The 23,792-nt window shown below is 69.3% G+C and carries 22 protein-coding genes; 13 read left to right on the top strand and 9 right to left on the bottom strand.

Annotation, left to right across the window (positions count from 1 at the left end):
* The first annotated feature begins 251 nt into the window (after positions 1-251).
* From ACH49X_RS12960 to ACH49X_RS12970, 3 genes are read left to right on the top strand one after another with little or no spacing between them, the layout of a single operon-like run.
* Positions 252-983: a rhomboid-like protein gene (locus tag ACH49X_RS12960; protein ID WP_195077319.1), complete on the top strand. Its 732-nt coding sequence runs from the start codon at positions 252-254 to the stop codon at positions 981-983.
* A 37-nt stretch (positions 984-1,020) separates the two neighbouring features.
* Positions 1,021-1,710, top strand: coding sequence for an endonuclease NucS (nucS, locus tag ACH49X_RS12965; RefSeq protein WP_357204817.1), 690 nt, complete (start codon positions 1,021-1,023; stop codon positions 1,708-1,710).
* 47 nt (positions 1,711-1,757) lie between these two features.
* Positions 1,758-2,066: an ATP/GTP-binding protein gene (locus tag ACH49X_RS12970; protein ID WP_323123953.1), complete on the top strand. Its 309-nt coding sequence runs from the start codon at positions 1,758-1,760 to the stop codon at positions 2,064-2,066.
* A 108-nt stretch (positions 2,067-2,174) separates the two neighbouring features.
* On the opposite strand, the gene ACH49X_RS12975 is transcribed toward ACH49X_RS12970, so the two are convergent.
* Both ACH49X_RS12975 and mce read right to left on the bottom strand, forming a co-directional pair.
* The gene (locus tag ACH49X_RS12975) at positions 2,175-3,176 is read right to left on the bottom strand and encodes a hypothetical protein (protein ID WP_195077320.1); all 1,002 of its coding nucleotides are present in this window, start codon (positions 3,174-3,176) and stop codon (positions 2,175-2,177) included.
* An 86-nt stretch (positions 3,177-3,262) separates the two neighbouring features.
* The gene (gene mce / locus ACH49X_RS12980; protein WP_324722338.1) at positions 3,263-3,736 is read right to left on the bottom strand and encodes a methylmalonyl-CoA epimerase; all 474 of its coding nucleotides are present in this window, start codon (positions 3,734-3,736) and stop codon (positions 3,263-3,265) included.
* Between the two features lie 128 nt (positions 3,737-3,864).
* On the opposite strand from mce, the gene ACH49X_RS12985 reads away from it, so the two are divergent.
* From ACH49X_RS12985 to ACH49X_RS12995, 3 genes are all read left to right on the top strand, one after another.
* Complete coding sequence (locus ACH49X_RS12985) at positions 3,865-5,043, top strand: acetyl-CoA C-acetyltransferase (protein WP_357204820.1); 1,179 nt, start codon at positions 3,865-3,867, stop codon at positions 5,041-5,043.
* Between the two features lie 826 nt (positions 5,044-5,869).
* Positions 5,870-6,238, top strand: a complete 369-nt coding sequence (locus tag ACH49X_RS12990; RefSeq protein WP_195077323.1) for a DUF3817 domain-containing protein — start codon at positions 5,870-5,872, stop codon at positions 6,236-6,238.
* 61 nt (positions 6,239-6,299) lie between these two features.
* Positions 6,300-7,148 (top strand): tetratricopeptide repeat protein, encoded by an 849-nt coding sequence (locus ACH49X_RS12995; RefSeq protein ID WP_195077885.1) that lies wholly within the window; start codon positions 6,300-6,302, stop codon positions 7,146-7,148.
* Positions 7,149-7,165: 17 nt separating this feature from the next.
* Here ACH49X_RS12995 and glgB read toward each other — a convergent pair whose 3' ends face one another.
* The 4 genes from glgB to ACH49X_RS13015 form a co-directional block, all read right to left on the bottom strand.
* The gene (gene glgB / locus ACH49X_RS13000; protein ID WP_357104145.1) at positions 7,166-9,319 is read right to left on the bottom strand and encodes a 1,4-alpha-glucan branching protein GlgB; all 2,154 of its coding nucleotides are present in this window, start codon (positions 9,317-9,319) and stop codon (positions 7,166-7,168) included.
* Entirely contained in the window at positions 9,316-11,319 is a 2,004-nt protein-coding gene (locus ACH49X_RS13005; RefSeq protein WP_195077325.1) for an alpha-1,4-glucan--maltose-1-phosphate maltosyltransferase, read from the bottom strand. The genes glgB and ACH49X_RS13005 overlap by 4 nt, the downstream gene beginning before the upstream one ends.
* A 99-nt stretch (positions 11,320-11,418) precedes the next feature.
* Positions 11,419-12,060, bottom strand: a complete 642-nt coding sequence (locus ACH49X_RS13010) for a LysE family translocator (protein ID WP_195077326.1) — start codon at positions 12,058-12,060, stop codon at positions 11,419-11,421.
* 144 nt (positions 12,061-12,204) lie between these two features.
* On the bottom strand, positions 12,205-12,648 hold the full coding sequence (locus ACH49X_RS13015; protein WP_195077327.1) for a hypothetical protein: 444 nt from the start codon (positions 12,646-12,648) through the stop codon (positions 12,205-12,207).
* A gap of 293 nt (positions 12,649-12,941) precedes the next feature.
* Between ACH49X_RS13015 and glgP the strand changes: the two genes are divergently transcribed.
* From glgP to ACH49X_RS13035, 4 genes are all read left to right on the top strand, one after another.
* Positions 12,942-15,515 carry an alpha-glucan family phosphorylase gene (gene glgP, locus ACH49X_RS13020; RefSeq protein ID WP_195077328.1) on the top strand — a complete coding sequence of 858 codons (2,574 nt, stop codon included), beginning with the start codon at positions 12,942-12,944 and terminating at the stop codon, positions 15,513-15,515.
* Between the two features lie 108 nt (positions 15,516-15,623).
* Positions 15,624-16,985: an NCS2 family permease gene (locus ACH49X_RS13025; protein ID WP_323123952.1), complete on the top strand. Its 1,362-nt coding sequence runs from the start codon at positions 15,624-15,626 to the stop codon at positions 16,983-16,985.
* 156 nt (positions 16,986-17,141) lie between these two features.
* Complete coding sequence (locus ACH49X_RS13030; RefSeq protein ID WP_357204823.1) at positions 17,142-17,675, top strand: DoxX family membrane protein; 534 nt, start codon at positions 17,142-17,144, stop codon at positions 17,673-17,675.
* Between the two features lie 135 nt (positions 17,676-17,810).
* Positions 17,811-18,206, top strand: coding sequence for a RidA family protein (locus ACH49X_RS13035; protein ID WP_357204826.1), 396 nt, complete (start codon positions 17,811-17,813; stop codon positions 18,204-18,206).
* A 160-nt stretch (positions 18,207-18,366) separates the two neighbouring features.
* Here ACH49X_RS13035 and ACH49X_RS13040 read toward each other — a convergent pair whose 3' ends face one another.
* Together ACH49X_RS13040 and ACH49X_RS13045 are read right to left on the bottom strand one after the other, a co-directional pair.
* The gene (locus tag ACH49X_RS13040) at positions 18,367-20,415 is read right to left on the bottom strand and encodes an ATP-dependent DNA helicase (RefSeq protein ID WP_357204829.1); all 2,049 of its coding nucleotides are present in this window, start codon (positions 20,413-20,415) and stop codon (positions 18,367-18,369) included.
* Between the two features lie 57 nt (positions 20,416-20,472).
* Positions 20,473-21,039: an isochorismatase family protein gene (locus ACH49X_RS13045; protein ID WP_357204832.1), complete on the bottom strand. Its 567-nt coding sequence runs from the start codon at positions 21,037-21,039 to the stop codon at positions 20,473-20,475.
* 182 nt (positions 21,040-21,221) lie between these two features.
* Here ACH49X_RS13045 and ACH49X_RS13050 point away from each other — a divergent pair, with 182 nt between their 5' ends.
* On the top strand, positions 21,222-21,413 hold the full coding sequence (locus tag ACH49X_RS13050; protein ID WP_357204835.1) for a hypothetical protein: 192 nt from the start codon (positions 21,222-21,224) through the stop codon (positions 21,411-21,413).
* Between the two features lie 2 nt (positions 21,414-21,415).
* Here ACH49X_RS13050 and ACH49X_RS13055 read toward each other — a convergent pair whose 3' ends face one another.
* Positions 21,416-22,726, bottom strand: coding sequence for a nicotinate phosphoribosyltransferase (locus tag ACH49X_RS13055; protein ID WP_195077334.1), 1,311 nt, complete (start codon positions 22,724-22,726; stop codon positions 21,416-21,418).
* 123 nt (positions 22,727-22,849) lie between these two features.
* On the opposite strand from ACH49X_RS13055, the gene clpS reads away from it, so the two are divergent.
* Both clpS and ACH49X_RS13065 read left to right on the top strand, forming a co-directional pair.
* Complete coding sequence (clpS, locus tag ACH49X_RS13060; protein ID WP_039796380.1) at positions 22,850-23,200, top strand: ATP-dependent Clp protease adapter ClpS; 351 nt, start codon at positions 22,850-22,852, stop codon at positions 23,198-23,200.
* A 22-nt stretch (positions 23,201-23,222) separates the two neighbouring features.
* Entirely contained in the window at positions 23,223-23,792 is a 570-nt protein-coding gene (locus tag ACH49X_RS13065; RefSeq protein WP_195077335.1) for a DUF2017 domain-containing protein, read from the top strand.

The raw sequence follows: 23,792 nt of genomic DNA on the forward strand, positions 1-23,792 counted from the left end.
CATTCCGAACCCGGAAGCTAAGCCTGCCAGCGCCGATGGTACTGCACTCGACAGGGTGTGGGAGAGTAGGACACCGCCGGAACATCCTTTCACGAAAGGCCCTCGACACAGTCGAGGGCCTTTCGTCGTTTTGCGAGACGAGAACGTTTCGTGGCAATTTCGTAGGGAACTCCAAGCCTACGCAGCGTGCGGACGATGATGATGGACGGTGGGGGAGAGATCGCCGTTCCGCGTGAACAACGGAGGTATGCATGCTCGTCGCGACGACGCCGGACCGCCCGGCGCCGCCCGAATCCGCCACGACGACGCGACCGCGGTGGTGGCGGCCGAGGCTGCCCGCGACGGCCGTGTACTTGGCAGGGCTGGTCGCCGTCTCGGCGGTCTTCTCCGTGCTGAGCGACTCCGCCCAGGCCCGGATGGTGCTGCACGCGAGCACCAACCTGCAGAACCTGTTGGACGGCCGGCTCGGGACGTTGCTGGCGAGCGCGTTCGTGATCGGCGACGTCGTCGGGTCGTGGGTGATCATCCCGCTGCTCGCGTGTCTGCTCGCGCTCGCGGAGCTGCGCTTCGGCGCGCTGCGATTGGTGCGCGTCTTCCTGGCCGGCCACATCGGCGCCACGCTGTTCGTCGCGGCCGGCCTGTGGGTGGGTGTGGAGGCGGGATGGGTGCCCGCGAGCATCCGCTGGGCCGAGGACGTCGGCGTCAGCTACGGCGCCATGGCGCTGATCGGCGCGCTGGTGGCCGCGCTGCCGTACCGGTGGCGTGCCGCTTGGTCGACGCTGTGGTCCATCGTCGCGGTCGAGGGTGTGCTCATCGAGCAGACCTTCACCCAGGTCGGTCACTTGGTGGCGTTGCTGATCGGCACCGTGGTCGGGTTCTGCATGATCTGGGCAAGGACGACCACTCGGCGGCGGCTCACGCGCGTCGAGAGCGCCTTGCTGGCCGTCAGCGTGGTGCTCGCGGCGATTCTGCTCATGGGCTGACGACACCCGGGTACGGGCGTTCGCCTACAGTGCTTGGGTGCGCCTAGTGATTGCTCGCTGTCAGGTCGACTACGTAGGGCGACTCACCGCCCATCTCCCGATGGCCCGCAGGCTACTGCTGATGAAAGCGGACGGCTCGGTGCTCGTGCACTCCGACGGCGGCTCGTACAAGCCGTTGAACTGGATGAGCCCCCCGTGCTGGCTGGAGGAACGCAACGGCGACGCGCAACTCCCTGATGGCGCGAAGTCGCTGTGGGTCGTCGCCAACAAAGCCGGTGAGGAACTCCGCATCACCATCGAGGACATCGAGCACGACTCCTCGCACGAACTCGGCGTCGACCCGGGCCTGGTGAAAGACGGTGTCGAGGCCCATCTGCAAGAGCTGCTGGCCGAGCACGTGCACACCCTCGGCGCGGGCTACACCCTCATCCGCCGCGAGTACATGACCGCGATCGGCCCGGTGGACCTGCTGTGCCGGGACGCCGACGGCGGCACCGTCGCGGTGGAGATCAAACGGCGCGGCGAGATCGACGGCGTCGAACAGCTCACCCGCTACCTCGAGTTGCTGAACCGGGACCCGCTGCTGGCCCCGGTGGCGGGCGTCTTCGCCGCGCAGCAGATCAAGCCGCAGGCGCGCACGCTGGCGGAAGACCGCGGCATCCGCTGTCTCACACTCGATTACGAGGCCCTACGCGGCACGGAGAGCAACGAATTCCGCTTGTTCTGAACTCGGGGGCCCGCGGGGCATGCGGGGGCGAGTAATAGGCTTGTCGCATGCCCCGCCGGAAACCGCGTTCGGATCGCCATGCTGATCACTCGCGGTCGGGCGGCTCGCCGATCGGCGATGTCTTCGGGCGGACCGAATCGGGTCCCGACGGTGAGGAGACGTATGTGGTCCGCACCATTCCGGGGGCTCGCGCGATGAAGACCTATCGCTGTCCCGGCTGTGATCACGAGATTCCGCCCGGCGTCGCGCACGTCGTCGCGTGGCCCGCTTACGGCGGAGAGGAAGACCGGCGGCATTGGCATCACGGGTGCTGGAACGGGCGCCGTACTCGGCGGATCACCCGGCGCTGGTCCTGACGCCGGAGGGCACAGGCCGACCATGGCCCGGAATTAAGGAAGGCCGCCCCGGATGGGGCGGCCTTCGGTGAATTCGGTTCGTTTTGCCGCAGTCGCCGTGGTCCGACGTCAGTTGCTGATGTCGGCGCTCTCGCGCTCGTCCGCGTCGATCTCGTCGTCCTCGGTGGCGACCTCGGGGATCGCCTTCTGCCGGGAGCCGGTGACCGACTTGGTGTTGCCGCCGATCGACTTGCGCTGATCCGGGACACCGTCGAGCAGTTCGCTCTCCCGATTGACCGCGGCGAGCATCGCGGGCACCGAGTCGAGCTGACCGCGGATACCGAGCAGCTGGGCGAGCACGCGGCCGCGCAGCACGCGCATCTCCTCGGCCAGTTCCTTCGCGTGCGCGATCTTGCGCTCGGAGGTCTGCGTGGCGGAGGTGATCAGGCGGTTGGCCTCGTCGGTCGCGTCCTTGATCCGCTGAGCGGCTTCGGCGCGGCTGGTGGCCTCCAGCTCCTCCATGGCGCGGGTGAGCTTGGTGCGACGCTCGGCCATGGTGGCCTCGAACTCCTGCTGGGTGGCCTTGCGCTTCGCGTCGGCTTCCTTCGCGATGCGGTCGGCCTCGGCCTGGGCGGCCTCGATGATCTTGGCGGATTCGGTGCGCGCGTTCGCGAGGGTCTGCTCGAATTCGATTTCGAGCGCCTCGCGCTTCTCCTTGGTCTCGGCGAGCAGCGACTCGTACTTGCCACGCATCTCGGTGGCCTGCTGCTCGGCGATCGACACCATTTCGGCGGCCTCGGCCTGCGCCAGAGCACGAACCTCGGACGCCTCGTCGGAGGCGAGCCGGAGCATGCGGGAAATACGGTCGGACATGCCTTCCGCGGTGGTCGGCGGCACCGAGAGTCGGTCGACCTCCTTGCGGAGCTCGTCGATCTCGTCGCGCGCGTCTTCCAGCTGGCTCGCGAGGTTACGTGCTTGGGCCGCAGCCGCATCGCGGTCGGTGGCGGTGACTCTCAGTTCCGCGTCGAAGCGGTCGAAGTAATTACGCACCTCGTCTTGCGCATAACCCTTGCGCACAACGGTGAAGGGCAGTGCAACGAAGCGATTGCGATCGGACTCGGGTGACGACATGGCACACAAACTACAGCCTGAAGACAGCCGATGGTGACTCGACTGCGAATGTCATTCCAACGAGTTTTCCCCGCCTGACGCCGATACTAGTGCGTAACATCCGCGCTCGGTTCGACCAACTCGATCAGCACACCTCCAGCATCCTTCGGGTGGATGAAATTGATGCGGGAATCAGCCGTTCCGTGCCGCGGAGCGTCGTACAGCAAACGCAGACCCTTGGCGCGCAGGTACGCCGAGACGGCCTCGATGTCGGTCACCCGGTAGGCCAGTTGCTGCAAGCCGGGCCCGCTGCGGTCGATGAACTTCGCGATCGTCGATTCCGCGTTGAGGGGGGCCAGCAACTGCAGGGCAGTGGCGCGGTCGGGAGCGCCGGGCAGCGACAGCATCGCCTCGTGCACCCCCTGGGCCTCGTTGACCTCGCGATGGGTCTCGATCATGCCCAGGTTCTCCGCGTACCAGGCGACCGCGGCGTCCAGGTCCGGCACGGCGATGCCGACGTGGTCGACCGCGGTGACGTAGTCCGCGGGGATGAAAGATGACTGTTCGATAACGTTGCTCACCATTCGAAGGTAGCGCGACCTGGCACGGGGTGCGCGGGACGCACCCGCTACCGTTGAGTAGGAACACCTGCTCTCGCATTGCCCGGCGGGGGCACGAGCAGGTCCGATCTACGAATGCGAGGCTCGTCGTGACCACTTCCGTGATCGTCTCCGGTGCGCGTACCCCGGTCGGCAGGCTGCTCGGAGGTCTGAAGGACTTCAGCGGTTCCGATCTCGGCGGGTTCGCGATCAAGGCGGCGCTGGAGAAGGGCGGCGTCGCGCCCGACCAGGTCGATTACGTGATCATGGGTCAGGTGCTGACCGCGGGCGCGGGGCAGATCCCGGCCCGGCAGGCGGCGGTGGCCGCCGGTATTCCGATGGACGTGCCCGCGCTGACGCTGAACAAGGTCTGCCTTTCGGGCATCAACGCGATCGCGCTGGCCGACCAGCTGATCCGGGCGGGCGAGTACGAGATCGTCGTCGCGGGTGGTCAGGAGTCCATGAGCCAGGCGCCGCACCTGCTGGAGAAGAGCAGGGAGGGCTTCAAGTACGGCGACGTGACCCTGCGCGATCACATGGCCTACGACGGTCTGCACGACATCTTCACCGATCAGGCGATGGGCGCGCTCACCGAGTCGCGCAACGAGGCCGACCGGATCAGCCGGGAGGATCAGGACGCGTTCGCGGCGGCTTCGCATCAGCGTGCCGCGGCGGCGTGGAAGAACGGCGTGTTCGATGACGAGGTCGTCCCGGTCGCGGTGCCGCAGCGCAAGGGCGATCCGGTGCTGGTGACCACGGACGAGGGCATTCGCGCCGACACCACGGTGGAGTCGCTGGCCAAGCTGCGTCCGGCGTTCCGCAAAGACGGCACGATCACCGCGGGCACCGCGTCGCAGATCTCCGACGGCGCCGCCGCGGTCGTGGTGATGAGCAAGGAGAAGGCGCAGGCGCTCGGCTTGTCCTGGATCGCCGAGATCGGCGCGGCCGGCGTGGTCGCCGGTCCGGACTCGACCCTGCAGGATCAGCCCGCCAACGCGATCGCCAAAGCCTGCGCGCGTGAGGGCATCTCGCCCACCGACCTGGACCTGGTGGAGATCAACGAGGCGTTCGCCGCCGTCGGCATCGCCTCCACCCGCAAACTGGGCATCGACCCGGAGAAGGTGAACGTCAACGGTGGCGCCATCGCCATCGGCCACCCGCTCGGCATGTCCGGCGCCCGCATCCTGCTGCACCTGGTGCTGGAGCTGAAGCGCCGCGGGGGCGGCATCGGCGCGGCCGCGCTCTGCGGCGGCGGCGGTCAGGGCGACGCGCTGATCGTGCGCGTCTGACGTTCCTGAGCAATCCCGCGCAATCATCGACCGATGGCCGCCCGATGTGGGCGGCCATCGGCCGTTCTCGCAGGGCAGTCGACCGGTGCAGAGAGCGGTCGGTTGTGCGGCGAACGAAGCGAGGCCGAAGCCTGCTCCGTTCACGGCCCGGGTCGCGTGCGTGCGGACGCCACGTAGGTGACGATGGAGCTTGCGGGCAGTCGGGCTGAGCCATGAACCGGCCACAACAAAAGGCGAGCACCTGATAGCGGGCGCAACACCAGCGCGCCGCGACCACGTCCTTCGAGCGAAGCGAGGCCGAGCCTTGCCATTCGCGGCCCGCCTCGCGTGTGCGGCCGGCGCGTCCGCGACGAAGGAGCAAGCGGCGATCGCCCCAGCCTGAGCCACAAGAGCGCCGCCAACATCCAGTGCAGGCTCGGCTGAAACCCAGCTTTCGAACCGCGCACCCTACGTCTGGACCTTCGACCACCAACGCGCCCAGCGCACCGCAACCACGCCCTTCGAGCGAAGCGAGACGGAGCACCGGCCGTTCGCGGCCCGCCTCGCGTGTGCGGCCGCCGCGTCCGCGACGAAGTAGCAAGCGGCGGCCGCGCAACGGGAGCGACGCGAGGGGCTCCGAACACCCGGTGCAGGTCCAGCCGAACGAACCCGACTTCTGAACCGCGTCCTGTATCCCAGCGTCGATCACCGACGTGCCCAGCGCACCGCAACTACGTCTTTCGAGCGAAGCGAGCCCGAGCCGGGCCGCGAACACGCGGCGCCGCAGGCGCCGCAATTAGACACAGCTCACTACGACAGCCTGTAGTGCATCCGGCAGAATGGGCGCATGGGCAATGTCTTCGACCTGAGCACGGTGGCCAAGCGGTTTCGTTTCATCGCGGTGCTCGAGGCGATCTCCTGGCTGCTGTTGATCATCGGCATGGTGTTCAAGCGGATTCCCGAGCCGGTGTTGTGGCCGGTCAAGGTGTTCGGCATGACGCACGGCATCGTGTTCGTGCTGTTCGTGATCACCGCGATCGTGGCGGCGCGCGAGCTGGGCTGGAACGCCAAGACCACCGTTCTGGCGCTGGTGTCGAGCATCCCGCCGTTCTGCACGGTGCTGTTCGAGATCTGGGCGGTGCGCACGGGGCGGTTGGGTGAGCTGAGCAACGCCGGTTCGTTCGAGTCCGGGGCACCCGCATCCGCCACGTCGTGACAAACTGGAGGTCGTGAATCGACCAGCCGCACGCCGTCCTTCGCCCGCTGTCGCCGCCGCCATGTCCGGGGCGGTCGATCTGTCCAGCCTGAAGCAGCCCGCCGGTGGCGCGGGCGGTCCGGCCGGTGGCGACCACGCGGTCTCCGAGGCCGATTTCGAGACCAAGGTCCTGCGCCGGTCGATGCAGGTGCCCGTGGTGGTGGTGCTGTACTCGCAGCGCAGTCCGGGCAGCATCGAACTGGTGCGGACGCTGGAACGCCTGGTGGCCGCCGACGGTGGCGCCTGGGATCTGGCCGCCGTCGAGGCCGAGGCCAATATGCGCATCGCGCAGGCGCTGCGGGTGCAGGGCATCCCGACGGTCATCGCGATCGCGGCCGGGCAGCCGCTGGCCGATTTCGAGGGCGCTCAGCCGGAGCCGCAGGTGCGGCAGTGGTTGAACGCCGTGGTCGACGCGGTGGCGGGCAAGCTGGAGGGCGGGCCGCAGCCGCAGGCCGAGGCGGAGGACCCGCGTTTCGCGGCGGCCGAGGCGGCGCTCGAGCACGGTGACCTGGCGGGCGCGGAGGCCGCCTACCAAGCGATTATCGACGCCGAACCGGCGAACGAGGAGGCCAAGGGCGCGCTGCGGCAGCTGCGCTTCCTCGCCAGGGCCCAGGAACTCCCGGAGTCGGCCATCGCCGATGCCGACGCCGACCCGTCGAATGTCGATGCCGCGATCAAAGCCGCTGATCTCGAATTGTTCCAGCAGCGGCCTGAAGCGGCCTTCGATCGGCTGATCGCCGTCGTCAAGCGGACTTCCGGCGACGATCGCACCAAGGCGCGTACCCGCCTGCTGGAGCTGTTCGAGCTGTTCGACCAGGCCGAGCCGTTCGTCGTGGCCGCGCGCCGCAAGCTGGCGGCGGCGCTGTACTGAGTGCGGCGGGCGGCCGGTCAGGCCGGACGCAGCCAGACCGCGCTGTGCGGTGCGAGCGTCACGGTGGCAGAGGCGGGACGGTCGTGCCACGGCTCGTCGGTCGCTGTCACCTCGCCCAGGTTGCCGAGGCCGGAGCCGCCGTAGTCCACGGCGTCGGTGTTGAGGATCTCCAGCCAGGGGCCTCGGTGCGGCAGGCCGATGCGGTACGCGTCGTGCGCCGATCCGGAGAAGTTGTAGACGCAGGCCACTACCGAGCCGTCGGAGCCGTAGCGAAGGAACGCCAGCACGTTGTTCGACCGGTCGTTCGCCTCGATCCAGGCGTAGCCGCCGGGGGTGGTGTCCTGGCTCCACAGTGCGGGGTGGGCGCGGTAGACGGCGTTCAGGTCGCGCACCAGCGTGGTGATGCCCTGGTGTAGCGGGTTCTGCAGCTCCTGCCAGTCCAGGCCGCGATCGTGCGACCACTCCCGGAACTGGCCGAAATCCTGCCCCATGAACAGCAGTTGTTTACCCGGGTGGGCCCACATGTAGGCCAGCAGCGCCCGTACGCCGGCGGCTTTGGCGAAATCGTCGCCCGGCATCCTGGTCCACAGTGTGCCTTTGCCGTGCACGACCTCGTCATGGCTGATCGGCAGCACGTAGTTCTCGCTCCAGGCGTAGACCAGCGAGAAGGTGATCTCGTTGTGGTGCCAGGAGCGGTGCACCGGGTCGCGGCCGAGGAACCCGAGGGTGTCGTGCATCCAGCCCATGTTCCATTTCATGGTGAAGCCGAGACCGCCGACGTCGATGCCGCGGGTGACGCCGGGCCAGGTGGTGGACTCCTCGGCGATGGTCACGACGCCGGGGTGATGCCGGTGCAGCGTCTCGTTGAGGTCTTGCAGGAAGTCGACGGCCTCCAGGTTCTCCCGGCCGCCGTGGACGTTGGGCTCCCACTGGCCCTCGGCGCGGGAGTAGTCCAGGTAGAGCATGGACGCGACGGCGTCGACGCGCAGGCCGTCGATGTGGAATTCCTCGATCCAGTAGCGGGCGTTGGCGATGAGGAAGTTGCGCACTTCGTGCCTGCCGAAGTCGAACACGTAGGTGCCCCAGTCGAGTTGCTCGCCCCGGCGCGGGTCGGCGTGCTCGTAGAGCGGGGTGCCGTCGAATCGGGCCAGCGCCCACTCGTCGCGCGGGAAATGAGCGGGGACCCAGTCCAGCAGGACGCCGATGCCCGCCGCGTGCATGCGGTCGACGAACGCGCGGAAGTCGTCGGGGGAGCCGAATCGCGCCGTCGGCGCGTAGTAGGAGGTGACCTGGTAGCCCCACGACCCGCCGAACGGATGCTCGGCGATGGGGAGCAATTCGATGTGGGTGTATCCGGTGGCCCGCACGTACTCGGCGAGCTGATCGGCCAGTTCGCGATAGCCGAGGCCGGGCCGCCACGAACCGAGATGCACTTCGTAGACGCTCATCGGGGCGCGGGTGGGGTCGGTGGCAGCGCGCTGTTCGAGCCAGGCGCTGTCCTGCCACACGTGATGGCTCTCGGTGACCACCGACGCCGTGGCCGGCGGGTGTTCGGCGGCGAAGGCCAGCGGGTCGGCGTGGTCGACGGTCCGTCCGTCGGCGCCGTGCACGCGGTATTTGTACTTGCAGCCCGGTTCGACGCCGGGGACGAAGACCTCCCAGATCCCGGACGACCCCAGCGCGCGCATCGGCGCGGTGTTGCCGCTCCAGCCGTCGAAGTCCCCGATCACGGTGACGCCGCGCGCGTTCGGCGCCCACACCGCGAACGAGGTGCCCGCGACGTCACCGTCGAGCGTCGGGTAGCGGCGCGGGTGCGCCCCGAGTACTTCCCAGAGGCGTTCGTGGCGGCCTTCGCCGATCAGGTGCAGGTCGAGTTCGCCGAGCGTGGGCAGGAAGCGGTAGCCGTCGGCGCCGATGACGGTCCGGCCGCCCGGGTAGGTCGTCACGACGCGATAGTCCATGATCTCCGGGTACGGCAGCACGGCGGCGAAGACGCCGTGACCGAGGGACTTCAGTTCATGGTCATCGCCGCCGACGCGCACCGACACGGTCTCCGCGTGCGGGCGCAGCACCCGGACGGCGGTGCCGTCGGGATGGGGGTGCGCGCCGAGCACGGTGTGCGGGTCGGTATGGGTGCCCGCCGCGAGAAGCATGAGGTCGCGGCGTTTCATCGCAGCGTCCTGCGGTAGGCCAGCTCGGTGCGAGCCTGCTGGGACACGGGGGGCAGGGCGATGATGTGCGCGACGGCCCGGGCAGGGTCCAAGCGCACGTAATTGGTCTGGGCCCAGTGGTATTCCTCGCCGCTGACCTCGTCGTACACCACCGGGTGGTCGTGCCATTCGCGGCCGATGGCGGGCAGGTCGAGCGAGAGCATGCCCCACTCGGCGCCGAAGGGGTTGAGGTTCACCACGACCAGCACCGCGTCGCCGCTGGCCGGGTCGATCTTGGAGTAGGCGATCAGCGCGTCGTTGTCCACGTGGTGGAAATGCAGGCAACGCAACTGTTGCAGGGCGGGGTGCGCTCGGCGGATCTCGTTGAGCCGGGTGAGCCATGGCTCCAGCGATTCCCCGCGCGCGAGCGCCTCGGCGAACGGGCGCGGGCGCAGCTCGTACTTCTCCGAATCGAGGTACTCCTCGCTGTCCGGGCGCACCGCCTGGTGCTCGAACAGCTCGAAGCCGGAATAGACGCCCCAGGTCGGCGCGAGGGTGGCGGCCAGGACGGCGCGGATGGCGAACATCCCAGGGCCGCCGTGCTGGAGGCTCTCGTGCAGGATGTCCGGGGTGTTCACGAAGAGGTTCGGGCGGGCTTCGTCGGCTTTCGCGGCCAATTCGTTGCCGAACTCCGTCAGCTCCCATTTCGCCACGCGCCAGGTGAAATACGTGTAGGACTGGCTGAATCCGCGGCGGGCGAGCCCGTAGAGCCGGGCCGGGCGGGTGAACGCCTCGGACAGGAAGATGACGTCCGGGTCGGTGCGCCAGACGTTCGCGATCAGCCACTCCCAGAAGTCGGCGGGCTTGGTGTGCGGATTGTCGACCCGAAAGATTCTGACGCCCAGTTCGATCCAGTGCTTGACCACGCGCAGCACTTCGGCGTAGAGCCCGTCGGGGTCGTTGTCGAAGTTGACCGGGTAGATGTCCTGGTACTTCTTCGGCGGGTTCTCGGCGTAGGCGATGGTGCCGTCGGGCAGGGTGGTGAACCATTCGGGGTGCGCCTGCACCCACGGATGGTCGGGCGCGCACTGCAGCGCGAGGTCGAGCGCCACTTCGAGGCCGAGTTCCCGCGCCGCAACGACGAACTCGGCGAAGTCGGCTTCGGTACCCAGTTCCGGATGCACGGCGTCGTGCCCGCCGTGCCGCGATCCGATGGCCCACGGCGATCCGACGTCGCCCGGCTCCGCGGTGAGCGCGTTGTTGCGGCCCTTGCGGTTGACCTCGCCGATCGGATGGATGGGCGGCAGGTACACCACGTCGAAGCCCATGGCGGCGATGCGCGGAAGTTCCTTGGCGGCGGTGACGAACGTGCCGTGGACGGGCTTGCCGTTGGCGTCGCGGCCGCCGGTCGAGCGCGGGAAGAACTCGTACCAGGAGCCGTAGAGCGCCCGGTGCCGCTCGACCAGAACGGTGTGCTGCGGCCCGCGGGTGACCAGGTCGCGCAGCGGCGTGGCGCGCAGGATCTCGGCGACTTCCTCGGTGAAGGCAGGGGCCACCCGGGCGGGGAGTTGATCGGTGCCGCGCAGCGCCGCCGCGACCGCGCGCAGGCGCTCGAACTGTTTCTTGGGGACGGCTTGCGCCGCCCGCTCGAACAGGCGGGCGCCCAGCTCCAGGTCGTTGGCCAGATCGGCGGCGCTCTGCCCCACGGCCAGCTTCGCCTCGATCGCCGATCGCCAGGTCGCGATCGGATCGCTCCATCCTTCGATCCGGTAGGTCCAGGCTCCCGGCGTGTTCGGCGTGAAGGTCGCGTTGAAGACGTCGGGCTCGTAGTCCGGCGTCATGCGGACACGGGTGGCTCGCGACGCGCCGGGGGCGCGCACGACGAGGGTGGCGGCGACGGCGTCGTGCCCCTCTCGCCAGACCACGGTGCGCACCGGGAATACCTCGCCGACCACCGCCTTGGCGGGCCGGCCGCCTGGGATGGACGGGGCAGTGTCATCGATAGCGATGCGGCCGGTCACGGACCCCAACCTACCGGCAACCGGCCGCCGGGACCGGATCAGCCGATTTTTCGAACTCTGTTCCGGCCGGTCCGGGCCGCGGCCGAGCTGGGCGTTCGGTCAGCGTGCGTCGGCGGCGAGGCCGAGGCCGAGCGCGACGAGGATCACGCCGAGGGCGCGTTCGACCCGCTGCCGGATGCCGGTGCTGCGCAGCCACACGCCAGCGCGGTCGGCGGCGAGGACCACGCCGACGCACCACGCGGTGTCGATCACCAACTGGATGAGCGCCAGGATCACCATCGTCGGCAGCACCGGCCCGTCGGAGGGAAGGAATTGCGGCAGGATCGTCAATCCGAAGACCGCCGCTTTGGGATTGGCCGCGATCGAGATCAGCGAGGCGCGGAAGGCGGCGGCGGGCGTGCGACCCGCCGGGAGCATCCGCGTCATCGCGCCGCCGAACTCGCCGCCGCCGCGCGCGCCGCGCCATGCCTGCACGCCGAGCCAGATCAGCACCAGCGCGCCGACGACGTGCACCGCCGTATTCGCGGCCCGGTTCGCGACCAGCAGAACCGACAGCCCGGCCCCGCCCGCCAGCGTCCAGCCGAGCACGCCGATCTCGTTGCCGGCCACCGCCGCCAGACCCGCGGTGCGTCCGTCGCGCACCGAGCGTTGCAGGAACAACGCCGTCGCAGGCCCCGGCAGCGCGGCGATGACCAGGCAGGCAGGCAGAAACTGCGGGAGGACGTGGACCCAGTGCGGCATCAGCCGATGCTGTCACTTCGGATCCGCTGCGGCCACCGATTTCCCGCGGTCGATGAGGATGAGGCGCCGGGTGGCCACGGACGGCGATCGCTCGTCGATCGCGTGACCACCCGGGCGCTCAATCCGACGTGCTGGAACCGCCGCTCACGGCATGACCAGGCACGCGAAGCCGAGGTTCATCCCGTTGCCCACCGTCATCACCGGCGAGATCCAAGCGGGAGCGGCGCCTTGCGTCGCGGAAATGGTGTGTTGCCCGGTGGTGTCGGGGATCCAGACCGCGGTGGCCTGGTTGCCGACCACCGGTGCGGGATTCGGTGAGAAGGTGCCCCCGGCACTGTCGGCGAACTGCACCGATTCGGTCGAGGGATTGTTGTCCACCGTGGCCGTCACGCGGTATTGGCAGTTGGTTCCGTAGTTACCGAAACCGAAACTGGTGCCTTGGGCCGGGCTCGCGGTCGCCGTCGTGACCGCCGCGCCGGCGGCGGGTGCGACGAGAACGAATGCCGCCGCGAACGCTCCGAACCCTGTGATCGCTGCTCCAGCGCGCGACCAGCGCCGATCGCGGGCGCGATTTGGGTGTGCTGTCATCCACATCTCGATCACTCCCGTACTGATTCGGTTGGTGCGGCCGGTTGGTCCGCACAGCTTGTGGGTTTGCCCGGGCTTCCGGAGTTCACAAGCGAGCGCGGGTCTCGATCGGGTAGCGGGAACGCGGGCACCGGGTGCGTCGTGTGGCCGTTCCGTGACGATGCAGAGCGTTACGGGCCGTCGCGCCGGTCGCTCGCCGCGCCGTGTGTTTCCGGGAAAGCCGCTGGTCGGAACGTTGTGCGGGGGCTGGTCACGCGGGGCGCGCCGGGCGGTCGCCGTGTAGGTTCTACCCAATGAAGGCATTGCGTCGTTTCACCGTCCGTGCCCATCTGCCCGAGCGCCTGGCCGCCCTGGGGGAGCTCGCCACGAATCTGCGCTGGTCGTGGCATCCGCCGACGCAGGACCTGTTCGCCGCGCTCGATCCGCGGCGGTGGCAGGAGATGGGGCACGACCCGGTCCGGATGCTGGGTGAGGTGCCCGCGGCGCGTTTGGACGAGCTGGCCGCCGACCCCGCCTACGTCGCACGGGTGGACGCCGCGGCGGCCGACCTGCGGGAGTACCTGGCGGCGCCGGGCTGGTTCCAGCGCAGGGCGGGCGAGGAAGGCGTGCGGGGCATCGCCTATTTCTCGATGGAGTTCGGCGTCACGGAGGTGTTGCCGAATTATTCCGGGGGCCTTGGCATTCTGGCCGGAGACCACTTGAAGGCCGCCTCCGATCTGGGTCTGCCGCTGATCGGCGTCGGCTTGCTGTACCGCTCGGGCTACTTCCGGCAGTCGCTGACGACCGACGGCTGGCAAGCCGAGCACTACCCGGCGCTGGATCCGCAGGGCCTGCCGCTGCGCGCGCTCACCTCCGGCGGTTCGCCGGTGCTCATCCACGTCGCGATGCCCGATCGCAGGGTGCTGCGCGCGCGGGTGTGGATCGCGCAGGTCGGCCGGGTTCCGTTGCTGCTGCTCGATTCCGATATCGCGGAGAACGACCCGGAGTTGCGCGCGGTCACCGACCGGCTGTACGGAGGCGATCAGGAGCATCGCATCCGCCAGGAGATCCTCGCGGGCATCGGCGGTGTGCGTGCGGTGCGCGCCTACACCGCGTCGGCCGGGCTGCCCGACCCCGACGTGTTCCATATGAACGAAGGCCACGCGGGTTTCCTCGGCGTGGAGCGGATCCGCGAATTCGTGGCGGCCGGTCAGGATTTCGATACCGCGCTCGCCGCCGTGCGGGCGGGCACGGTGTTCACCACGCATACGCCGGTCCCCGCAGGTATCGACCGGTTCCCCATGCCGATGGTGCGGCGCTATTTCGGCGGTGCGCACGGGGAATCCGAATCCGCCCTGCTGCCCGGCCTTTCGGTGGACCGGATCGTGGCGCTCGGCCGGGAGGCCGACCCGTCGGTGTTCAACATGGCGCACATGGGCCTGCGGCTGGCGCAGCGCGCCAACGGCGTGTCGAAACTGCACGGGGAGGTGAGCCGGTCGATGTTCGCTTCGCTGTGGCCGGGCTTCGACCCGGCCGAGGTGCCGATCGGTTCGGTCACCAATGGTGTGCACGCGACCACCTGGGCCGCGCGGGAGTGGGTGGACAAGGCGCGCGAGCACATCGGCGCGGAGCTGGTCGAGGAGGGGCGCGGCTGGGAGAGGCTGCGCGATGTCGATCTCACCGAATTGTGGTCGACCCGCAACACCCTGCGCGGCATCCTCGTCGACGAGGTGCGCCGCAGGGTGCGCGCGTCCTGGCTGGAGCGCGGCGCCGCCGAGGCCGAACTCGGCTGGGTGAACGGCGTTTTCGACCCGGACGTGCTGACCGTCGGGTTCGCCCGCCGGGTGCCGACCTACAAGCGGCTCACCCTGATGCTGCGCGATCCGCAGCGGCTGCGCGCCCTGCTGCTGGACCCGCGGCGGCCGGTGCAGCTGGTCGTCGCGGGGAAGAGTCATCCGGCCGACGACGGCGGCAAAGCGCTGATCCAGCAGGTGGTGCGCTTCGCCGACGATCCCGAGGTACGGCACCGGATCGTCTTCCTGCCCGACTACGACATGTCGATGGCCCGCTACCTGTACTGGGGCTGTGACGTCTGGCTGAACAACCCGCTGCGCCCGCTGGAGGCCTGCGGCACCTCCGGTATGAAGTCCGCGCTGAACGGCGGGCTCAATCTCTCCATCCGGGACGGCTGGTGGGACGAGATGTACGACGGTGAGAACGGGTGGGCCATTCCGACCGCGGAGGGCGTCCGGGACGAACACCGCCGCGACGATCTGGAGGCCGCCGCTCTCTACGACCTGTTCGAACGGGCCGTGGCGCCGCGCTTCTACGAGCGCGACGCGTCCGGGATGCCGGTGCGCTGGGTCGAGATGGTCCGTCACACCTTGCAGACCCTGGGGCCGAAGGTCCTGGCTTCCCGGATGGTCCGCGACTACGCGGTGCAGTATTACGCTCCGGCCGCCGCGGCCTCGCAACGGGCGACGGCGGACGATTTCGCGGTGGCGCGCGCCATCGCCGAATACCGGCACCGGATCGAGTCGGCGTGGCCATCGGTCAAGGTGATCCAGGTGGACAGCGCCGGATTGCCGGACACGCCGGTGATCGGGGCGCGGCTGTCGCTCACCGCGCGGGTCGAACTCGGTGGGCTGAGCGTGCCGGACGTGGTGGTGCAGGCGGTGCTCGGCCGGGTGTCGGCGACCGACGATCTGTCCGACACCACGACCGTGCCCATGACGCACGCCGGTTCCGACGCGGGCGCCGAGCTGTTCACCGTGGACACGCCGCTGCCGCTGTCCGGCGCGGTCGGGTACACGGTGCGCGTGCTGCCGCACAGCGATCTGCTGGCCTCCGACGCCGAGTTCGGGCTGGTCTCCGCCCCGAGCGCTTAGCTCGGGTGGCGCCGGTCACGGTGGCGCCGCCGCGGGTGTTCCTGCCAGTGAACCGTCGGCTACCGTGCCCTTGGCCCGCCCCGAATCGTTCCTCGACTGGAGTCACCCATGGTCACCGACGTTCTGCACCGGACCCGAGGACGCCTCGACGGATATTTCGGGGTCCGCTCGACCGGTTCGACCGTCAAACGCGAACTCATGGCGGGGACCATCACGTTCCTCGCCATGTCATACGTCCTCGCGGTCAACCCCGCGGTGCTCGGCGACCAGGGCGCGCTGGGCGACAAGGGCATCCCGATGCAGGCGGTGTTCACCGCCACCGCCGTCGCCGCGGTGTTCGGCACGCTGGTCATGGGGCTGTGGGCGCGGTATCCGATCGCGCTCGCGCCGGGCATGGGACTCAACGCGTTCTTCGCCTACACGGTGGTGCTCGGCATGGGGATTCCCTGGCAGGTCGCGCTGTCGGGCACGTTCCTGTCCGGAGCCATCTTCTTCGTCCTCGCGGTGACGAAGGTTCGCGAACGCATACTCAACGCGATCCCGATGCAGTTGAAGCTCGCCGTGGGCGCTGGCATCGGATTGTTCGTGGCCTTCCTCGGACTGAAGAACGCCGGGATCGTGGTGAACAGCGACGCGACGCTGGTCACGCTGGGCGACTTCACCAAGGGCACCACCTTGCTCGCGCTGTTCGGGTTGCTGGTCACGGTGGTGTTCCTGGTGCGCGGCTGGCACGGCGCCGTGCTCTACGGCATCGTGCTGACCACGATCGTCGGCATCGTCAGCGGCTTGGTCGCACTGCCCAAGGGCTTGTTCGCCGCGCCGAAGGGGCTGGAGCAGACCTTCGGCCAGGCGATCGTCCATCTGCCCGACGCGTTCACCGGTCAGATGGTCGTGGTGGTGCTGACCATGCTGTTCGTCGACTTCTTCGACGCCTCCGGCACGCTGATCGGCGTCGCGAACCAGGCCGGGCTGCTGGACGAGGACGGCAAGTTACCGCGCGCCGCGAGCGCGCTGGCGGCGGACTCGGTGGGCACCATGGCCGGCGCGGTCATCGGCACCTCCACCACGACCGCGTATGTGGAATCGACCGCGGGCGTCTCGGCGGGCGGGCGGACCGGGTTGACCGCCGTCACCACGGCGGGCTGGTTCCTCGTCGCCATGTTCTGCTATCCGATCTTCGCGGTGGTGGCGGGTTCCAGCGAGGTGACCGCGCCCGCGCTCATCGTGGTCGGCATCCTGATGGCCCGCTCACTCGGTGCGATCGACTGGAACCGGCTGGAGTACTCGGTGCCCGCGTTCATCACCATCGTGATGATGCCGCTGACCTACTCCATCGCCAACGGCCTGGCCATGGGGATGCTGCTGTACCCCGTGGTCATGGTGGCCAAAGGCCGCATCAAGGAAGTGCACCCGGCGATGTGGGCACTGATGCTGGTGTTCCTCGGTTACTTCTTCTTCCTCGCTGAGTGATCGTCCGCTCGTCGCCGCGCTGAACCATCCCGTCCGCCCGCCCGTGGAATAGACCGAGTGGCAGGGCAGTTGGCTCGGAGAAAATCGGACCACAGTCCGTTTATTTGCCGAAGTAACGATCATGTCGGGAACGACCGCGCAGGGATGAGGACCACGATGAGCATCAAATCCGTACTCGAGAGAACCGGCAGCGAAAGCGATCTGGACGGCATCGCCCCCGATATCGGCCTGCTGGTCGTACGCGTCGTCTTCGGCGGCCTGCTCGCGGCGCACGGCGCGCAGAAACTCTTCGGCTGGTGGGGTGGGCCCGGCCTGCAGGCCAACGCCGACGGCTTCGAGCAGATGGGCTACAACCCGGGCAAGGTGTTCGGCACGCTGGCCGGCCTGACCGAACTCGGCGGTGGCCTGCTGTTGCTGCTCGGTCTGCTGACGCCGCTGGCCGGGGCCATCGTGCTCGGCACGATGATCAACGCGATCAACGCCACCTGGGCCGGTGGACTGCTGGGAGGGTACGAGATGGGCGTGCTGTTCGCGGTGGTGGGCGCCGCGCTGCCCTTCACCGGGCCGGGCAAGTTCTCCTTGGACGCGGGGCGTCCTTGGGAGCGCCACGGATTCGTGTGGGGTGTGGGCGCGGTGGTTCTCGCGGTCGCGACGGGCGTGCTCACGCTGATCCTGAAGTGGGCGCTCTGACCCTGCGGGGCAGCGGTATTCGCGGCGCGGTGACCTCGGTCGCCGCGCCGCGATGGTCTATGGGTTCGCCATGTCACGCCGCGGGCTGCTGAATCGTCTGTGTTGTGGCACTTACCGGCCGAGCAAGGAGGAAACATGGCCGTGGAAATCAGCAACCCCGGTGAACTGCACGACCCGACCGGATTCGGTTACAGCCACGTGGCGGTGACGCGGGGGGAACTGGTGTTCATCGCCGGGCAGTACGACTCGGACGCCGAAGGACACGCGACCAGCGCGGAATTCGCGGTTCAGGTGGACCGTGCCTTCGCCAATCTCGGCATCGCCTTGCGGTCGGCCGACGTGGACTTCGCCGACGTGGCGCAGTTGCGGACGCACATCGTCGACCACGATCTCGAGAAGCTGGCGGTGCTCGGGAAGAAGATCGCGGAGATCTGGGGTGACCGCCCGCCCGTGCAGACGCTGACCGGCGTGGCGGCACTCGCGTTGCCGGGCATGCTGTTCGAGGTCGACGCGGTGGCCGTGCGCGGCTGAGATCGGCGGCCAGAAGGGGGGCGGTGACGTCCCCGCGCCGCGTGCAGGGCTTGGCGCGGGGACCGGCCGATACCTCGATGTGGGAATTGGGGGGTCACCGAAGTACCGGCCACCCAATCTACTTCCGAGTGGAAATAGATTCCGGCCGGTGTGTTTGGTATCACACGGTCGCCGCGGCGGCCAGCCTGCCCAGTGCCTTGACGACGATCTCCGGGTCGGCCGTCTCCCAGTAGGGCGGCAGCGACGCGCGCAGGTATCCGCCGTAGCGGGCGGTGGCGAGGCGGGAATCCAGGATGGCCACCACACCGCGATCGTCGACGCTGCGCAGCAGGCGGCCGGTGCCCTGCGCGAGCAGCAGAGCGGCGTGGTTGGCGGCCACGGTCATGAAGCCGTTGCCGCCGCGCATCTCCACGGCGCGCTGCCTGGCCGCCAGCAGCGGATCGTCCGGGCGGGGGAAGGGGATGCGGTCGAGGATGACCAGGCTCAGCGACGGTCCGGGCACGTCGACGCCCTGCCACAGCGACAGCGTGCCGAACAGGGAGGTCTCCGGGTCGTCGGCGAACTTGCGCACCAACGCGCCCGTGGCGTCCTCGCCCTGGCACAGTACCGGGGTATCCAGCCGTTCGCGCAGCGCGTCGGTGGCCGCGCGAGCGGCGCGCATCGAGGAGAACAAGCCGAGGGTGCGCCCGCCCGCGGCCGTGATCAGCCGTTCGATCTCGTCCAGGTGAGCCGGTGCGAGCCCGTCGCGGCCCGGCGCGGGCAGGTGTTTGGCGACGTAGAGGATGCCTGACTTGGCATGGTCGAACGGCGAGCCGACATCGAGCGAACTCCAGCGCACCACCTCGGCGTCCGACGGCGCCTGCGCGCCGTTCGCGGTGGCCGGATCGGTGCGATTGCCCGACTGCGCGGGCAGGCCCCAGGTGACCGCGAGGCCGTCGAACGAGCCGCCGATCTGCAACGTGGCGGAGGTGAGCACGACGGTCGCGGTGCCGAAGAGCCTGCTGCGCAGCAGTCCGCCCACCGACAGCGGCGCCATCCGCAGCGACCGGCGCACGACACCCCTGACCTCGTCGGCCGCCAGCCAGATGACATCGCGGCGAGCAGCGGGATCCGGCTCGTCGAAGGCCGTCAGCGCGCGGACCGCGGTGTCGTGCACCTCGTCGAGCGCGGCCAGTGCCATGGTGCGGGCGGCGGAGCTCTCCGGGTCGCCCTGCGCGGTGGTGCTGCCCGGCGGCGCGAGTGCGGTGCGCGCGTTCCACGCGGCGTCGCGGACCAGGGCGAGCACGGGGGCGATGCCGTCGGGCATGGTGTCCCAGCGGGCGGCGGGCAGCTCGTCCAGCGCGGTGTGCCAGGCCTCCGCGGCGCCTTCCAGGCGATCGACCTCCTGCTCGTCGACGAGCTTGGCGCAGCGCCGGGCCGCCGCGCTGATCGCCGACGAGGTCAGTTCTGCGGTGGCCACGCCGGTGACCCGGTCGACCAGCTCGTGCGCCTCGTCGATGACCACCACGTCGTGTTCGGGCAGCACCTGGATGCCGCTGATCGCGTCGATGGCCAGCAGCGCGTGGTTGGTCACCACCACGTCGGCCTGCGCCGACTCGGTCCTGGCGCGCTCGGCGAAGCAATCCTGGCCGAAGGAGCAGCGCGACTTGCCGAGGCACTCCCGCGACGACACGCTGACCTGACGCCAGGCCCGATCGCTCACGCCGGGGGCGAGTTCGTCGCGGTCGCCGGTCTCGGTGTCGGAGGCCCACTCGTTGAGCCGTTGCACTTCGCGGCCGAGGCGCGAGATCGCGAACGCGTCGAACAGCTCCGCTTCGGCGGGCTCGTCGGGAACAGCGCTGTTGATCTTGTTCAAGCACAGGTAGTTGTTGCGGCCTTTGAGGATCGCGAACTTCGGCGTGCGGCCCAGCGGTCCGCTCAGCGCCTCCGCCAAGCGGGGGAGGTCACGGTCGACCAGCTGGCGTTGCAGCGCGATCGTGGCCGTGGAGACCACCACCGTGCGGCCGGTGCGCACGGCGTGGCGCAGGCTCGGCACCAGATACGCCAGCGACTTGCCGGTGCCCGTCCCGGCCTGCACGGCGAGATGCTCCTTGGTGTCGATCGCGTGGTCCACCGCCGCGGCCATCGTCACCTGCCCGGTGCGCTCCTTGCCGCCGAGAGCCTGCACGGCGGTGGCCAAAAGATCGGAAACGGGCGGGAGTTCGGGCACGCGAGCAGCCTACTCGGCGCCTCCGACAGGGCAGGGCGGTCGCCGAGACCGGACGGTCTACCGGCTGATGCCGCCTTCGATGTCGACGCCGGCTCCGCGCATGCGGTCCAGCGCGGCGGCGACCGTCTCGGGCGCGACGCCCGCGGTGAGATCGAGCAGGACGCGAGTGTCGAAACCCTCGATGCGCGCGTCCAGCGCGGTCGCGCGCACGCAGTGGTCGGTCGCGATGCCCACCACGTCGACGGCGTCGACGCCGCGGTCGTGCAGCCAGTCGGCCAGCCCGGTGCCGTCCTCGGTCGTGCCCTCGAACCCGGAGTAGGCCGCCGAGTAGGCGCCCTTGGAGAAGACCGCCTGGATGGGCTCGGTGGTCAGGGCCGGGTGGAAGTCGGCGCCCGGCGTGCCCACCCGGCAGTGCGGCGGCCAGCTGTCGATGTAGTCGGGCTCGTCGGAGAAATGCGCGCCGGGATCGATGTGGTGATCGCGGGTGGCCACGACCACCGCGTAGTTCGCCGCGGCGAGGTGCTCGCTGATCCGGGCAGCCACGGCGGCGCCGCCTGCGACCGCGAGCGAACCGCCCTCACAGAAATCGTTCTGGACGTCGACGATGATCAGGGCCCGGGTCATGGCGACCTCCCGCGGTGTGGCTGAACAACTGTTTCAGATTCTGCCGCTCGGCCGGACGCTCGTTCCGCCGACTCGCGGGAGAATTCGCCTGCGCGATGTAAACGCGGCCCGCGCCCACGGTGATTACCGGGTGCCCCTTTCGTCGGCGGCCGGACGCGCCGCCTCCAGCACGGAGACCTCTGATGAGCCCTGCCAAACTGTTCCGCACCGTAATCGTCGCCACCACCGTGTTCCTGGCGGTCTTCTTCCTGCTCGGCTCCAAGCCCGCGGAGCCGTCGGCATGGGTGTGGTTCGCGATCACCGGAGTCGTATTCGCGCTGCTCTTCGCCGTCGGACTGCGGCTGGTGACCCGCCTCGACCAGCGCAGGCGCTGACCTCAGACGAAAGTGGTCACCACGGCGGGTTCGCCCGCCGAGAGTTTGAGCCCCTCCCACGGCAGGCTGATCAGCCCGCGCGCGACCAGGTCGCGGCTCTCGGCGAGGGTGGGCAGGTCATCGACCTGCTTGCCCTCCCGGATCAGCGGCACCAGCAGCTCACGGGCTTGGAAGCCGTCGCGGGGCGGCGTCGGCCCGGCCGCGGGATAGACGATCTCCTCGACGATCGTGCCGGTGTCGCGGGCCAAGCGGATCGCCTTCTTCGTACCGCCACGCGACTGCTTGTGACTGCTGCGTTTGGCGACCGGCACCCCATCGACTTCGACCAGCTTGTAGACCATCCCGGCGGTCGGCGCGCCGGAGCCGGTGACCAGCGCCGTCCCCACGCCGTACACGTCGACCGGCTCGGCGCGCAGCGCGGCGATGGCGTACTCGTCCAGATCGCCGGAGACCACGATGCGGGTCTTGGTCGCCCCGAGCGCGTCGAGCTGGTCGCGCACCTGCCTGGCCAGGACGCCCAGATCACCGGAGTCGATCCGCACGCCACCCAGCTCCGTGCCCGCGACCTCGATGGCGGTCGCGACGCCCCTTGTGATGTCGAAGGTGTCCACCAGCAGCGTCGTTCCGACCCCGAGCGTCTGCACCTGACTGCGGAACGCTTCGGCTTCGTGCGCCCCGTCGGGACCGCTGTGCAGCAGCACGAACGCGTGCGCGCTTGTGCCCGCCCCCGGAATCCCGTACCGGCGCACCGCCTCCAGGTTCGAGGTGGCGTCGAAACCGGCCAGATACGCGGCGCGCGCGCAGTCCGCGGCCGCGAACTCGTGGGTGCGCCGCGACCCCATCTCGATCATCCTGCGGCCACCGGCCGCGCTGACCATCCGCGCCGCGGCGGCCGCGATGGCGCTGTCGTGATTGAGAATCGACAGCACCAGCGTCTCCAGCACGACGCATTCGGCGAAGCTGCCGCGCACCGAGAGGATCGGGGAGCCGGGAAAGTACAGCTCGCCTTCGGGGTAGCCGTCGATGTCGCCGGTGAACCGGTAGTCACGCAGCCAGTCCAGCGTCCGCCGATCCGAGAACGAGGCGGCGACGGCCAGTTCCTCCTCGCCGAACCGGAACTGCCGCAGCGCGTCGAGCAGCCGGCCGGTGCCCCCGACGACGCCGTAGCGCCGACCATTTGGCAAACGTCTAGCGAACACCTCGAAGGTGCACTGCCGATGCGCCGAGCCGTCGGCGAGCGCCGCGGCGAGCATGGTCAGTTCGTACTGGTCGGTCAGCAGCGCGGTGCTGGTCACGCCGTCACGCAGGTCCACGCTGTCACTGTAGACAGAACGGTCGGCTCACGGCGTCCGGCATCGGCCCGGTGAACCGGCGAAAACGCGAATCGGGGCTGCGTGGGTGTTGTTTATCCGGGGTCGAGTCGTACCCTTGACCCTATGGCCTTGTGCAACACAGTCCGGGGTGACGTCGTTGTGGACGCCGCGAACGCGACATTGTCGGCGGCACAGGCGACACCCGAAGCGGTGGAGTACACCGAGATCCTGGAGGCGGAGGACCGTCCGTGGGTGACCGTGGTCTGGGACGATCCGGTCAACCTGATGCACTACGTCACCTACATCTTCCAGAAGCTTTTCGGCTACAGCAAAGCGAAGGCGACCGAGCTGATGCTGAAGGTCCACAACGAGGGCAAGGCGGTGGTCTCGTCCGGTTCGCGCGACAAGATGGAACACGACGTCCAGCGACTGCACGCCGCGGGACTCTGGGCCACCATGCAGCGGGACGACTGACCAGCACGACTACCCTGACGCCGTGCGCAAGTGGAGCAGGAAGAACTCGCTGAGCGGTCTCAAACTGCGATCCGAAATGGACGCACGTGAGGCCAACGTGCTTCGGTCCCTGGTCGGTGCGGTCTCCGGGCTGCTCACCGAGCGCGCCGAGTCCGCCCCCGACGACGACTTGGCCGCCCTCACCGGATTGCGATCCGGCAACACCGTCCCGCCGGAGGATCCGCGGCTGCGCAGGCTACTGCCGGACTTCCACCGCAGCGAACCCGGCTCGCCGGACGCCGAACGCGCCGACCTCAACAGCGCGCTGCGCGGCCTGCACGAGCCCGACATCATCGACGCCAAGCTGGCGGCGGGCTCGGTCGTGCTCGACACCGTGCCGAGCGCGGGCGGAAAGATCGTCCTCACCCCCGAGCAGGCCGACGCCTGGTTGACCGCGCTCACCGACGTGCGGCTGGCCCTTGGCACGGTGCTGAACATCGACGCCGACACGCCCGACCAGCTCGACCCCGACGATCCGCGCGCTCCGCACCTGGACGTGTACCACTGGCTGACCTGGATGCAGGACTCGCTGCTCCAGGCGCTGGCGCCCTGA

Source organism: Nocardia sp. NPDC019323 (assembly GCF_044389845.1).
GTDB lineage: Bacteria > Actinomycetota > Actinomycetes > Mycobacteriales > Mycobacteriaceae > Nocardia > Nocardia implantans.

Excerpts from the sequence above, each read along its gene's own strand:
- ACH49X_RS13010 (WP_195077326.1), bottom strand. The coding sequence starts at position 12,060 with ATGCCGCACTGGGTCCACGTCCTCCCGCAGTTTCTGCCTGCCTGCCTG.
- ACH49X_RS13015 (WP_195077327.1), bottom strand. The coding sequence starts at position 12,648 with ATGACAGCACACCCAAATCGCGCCCGCGATCGGCGCTGGTCGCGCGCT.
- ACH49X_RS13045 (WP_357204832.1), bottom strand. The coding sequence starts at position 21,039 with ATGACCCGGGCCCTGATCATCGTCGACGTCCAGAACGATTTCTGTGAG.
- ACH49X_RS13025 (WP_323123952.1), top strand. The coding sequence starts at position 15,624 with ATGGTCACCGACGTTCTGCACCGGACCCGAGGACGCCTCGACGGATAT.
- ACH49X_RS12995 (WP_195077885.1), top strand. The coding sequence starts at position 6,300 with ATGTCCGGGGCGGTCGATCTGTCCAGCCTGAAGCAGCCCGCCGGTGGC.
- ACH49X_RS12970 (WP_323123953.1), top strand. The coding sequence starts at position 1,758 with ATGCCCCGCCGGAAACCGCGTTCGGATCGCCATGCTGATCACTCGCGG.
- glgB (WP_357104145.1), bottom strand. The coding sequence starts at position 9,319 with ATGAAACGCCGCGACCTCATGCTTCTCGCGGCGGGCACCCATACCGAC.
- ACH49X_RS13035 (WP_357204826.1), top strand. The coding sequence starts at position 17,811 with ATGGCCGTGGAAATCAGCAACCCCGGTGAACTGCACGACCCGACCGGA.
- ACH49X_RS13030 (WP_357204823.1), top strand. The coding sequence starts at position 17,142 with ATGAGCATCAAATCCGTACTCGAGAGAACCGGCAGCGAAAGCGATCTG.
- glgP (WP_195077328.1), top strand. The coding sequence starts at position 12,942 with ATGAAGGCATTGCGTCGTTTCACCGTCCGTGCCCATCTGCCCGAGCGC.
- ACH49X_RS12990 (WP_195077323.1), top strand. The coding sequence starts at position 5,870 with ATGGGCAATGTCTTCGACCTGAGCACGGTGGCCAAGCGGTTTCGTTTC.
- ACH49X_RS13050 (WP_357204835.1), top strand. The coding sequence starts at position 21,222 with ATGAGCCCTGCCAAACTGTTCCGCACCGTAATCGTCGCCACCACCGTG.
- ACH49X_RS12960 (WP_195077319.1), top strand. The coding sequence starts at position 252 with ATGCTCGTCGCGACGACGCCGGACCGCCCGGCGCCGCCCGAATCCGCC.
- clpS (WP_039796380.1), top strand. The coding sequence starts at position 22,850 with ATGGCCTTGTGCAACACAGTCCGGGGTGACGTCGTTGTGGACGCCGCG.
- ACH49X_RS12975 (WP_195077320.1), bottom strand. The coding sequence starts at position 3,176 with ATGTCGTCACCCGAGTCCGATCGCAATCGCTTCGTTGCACTGCCCTTC.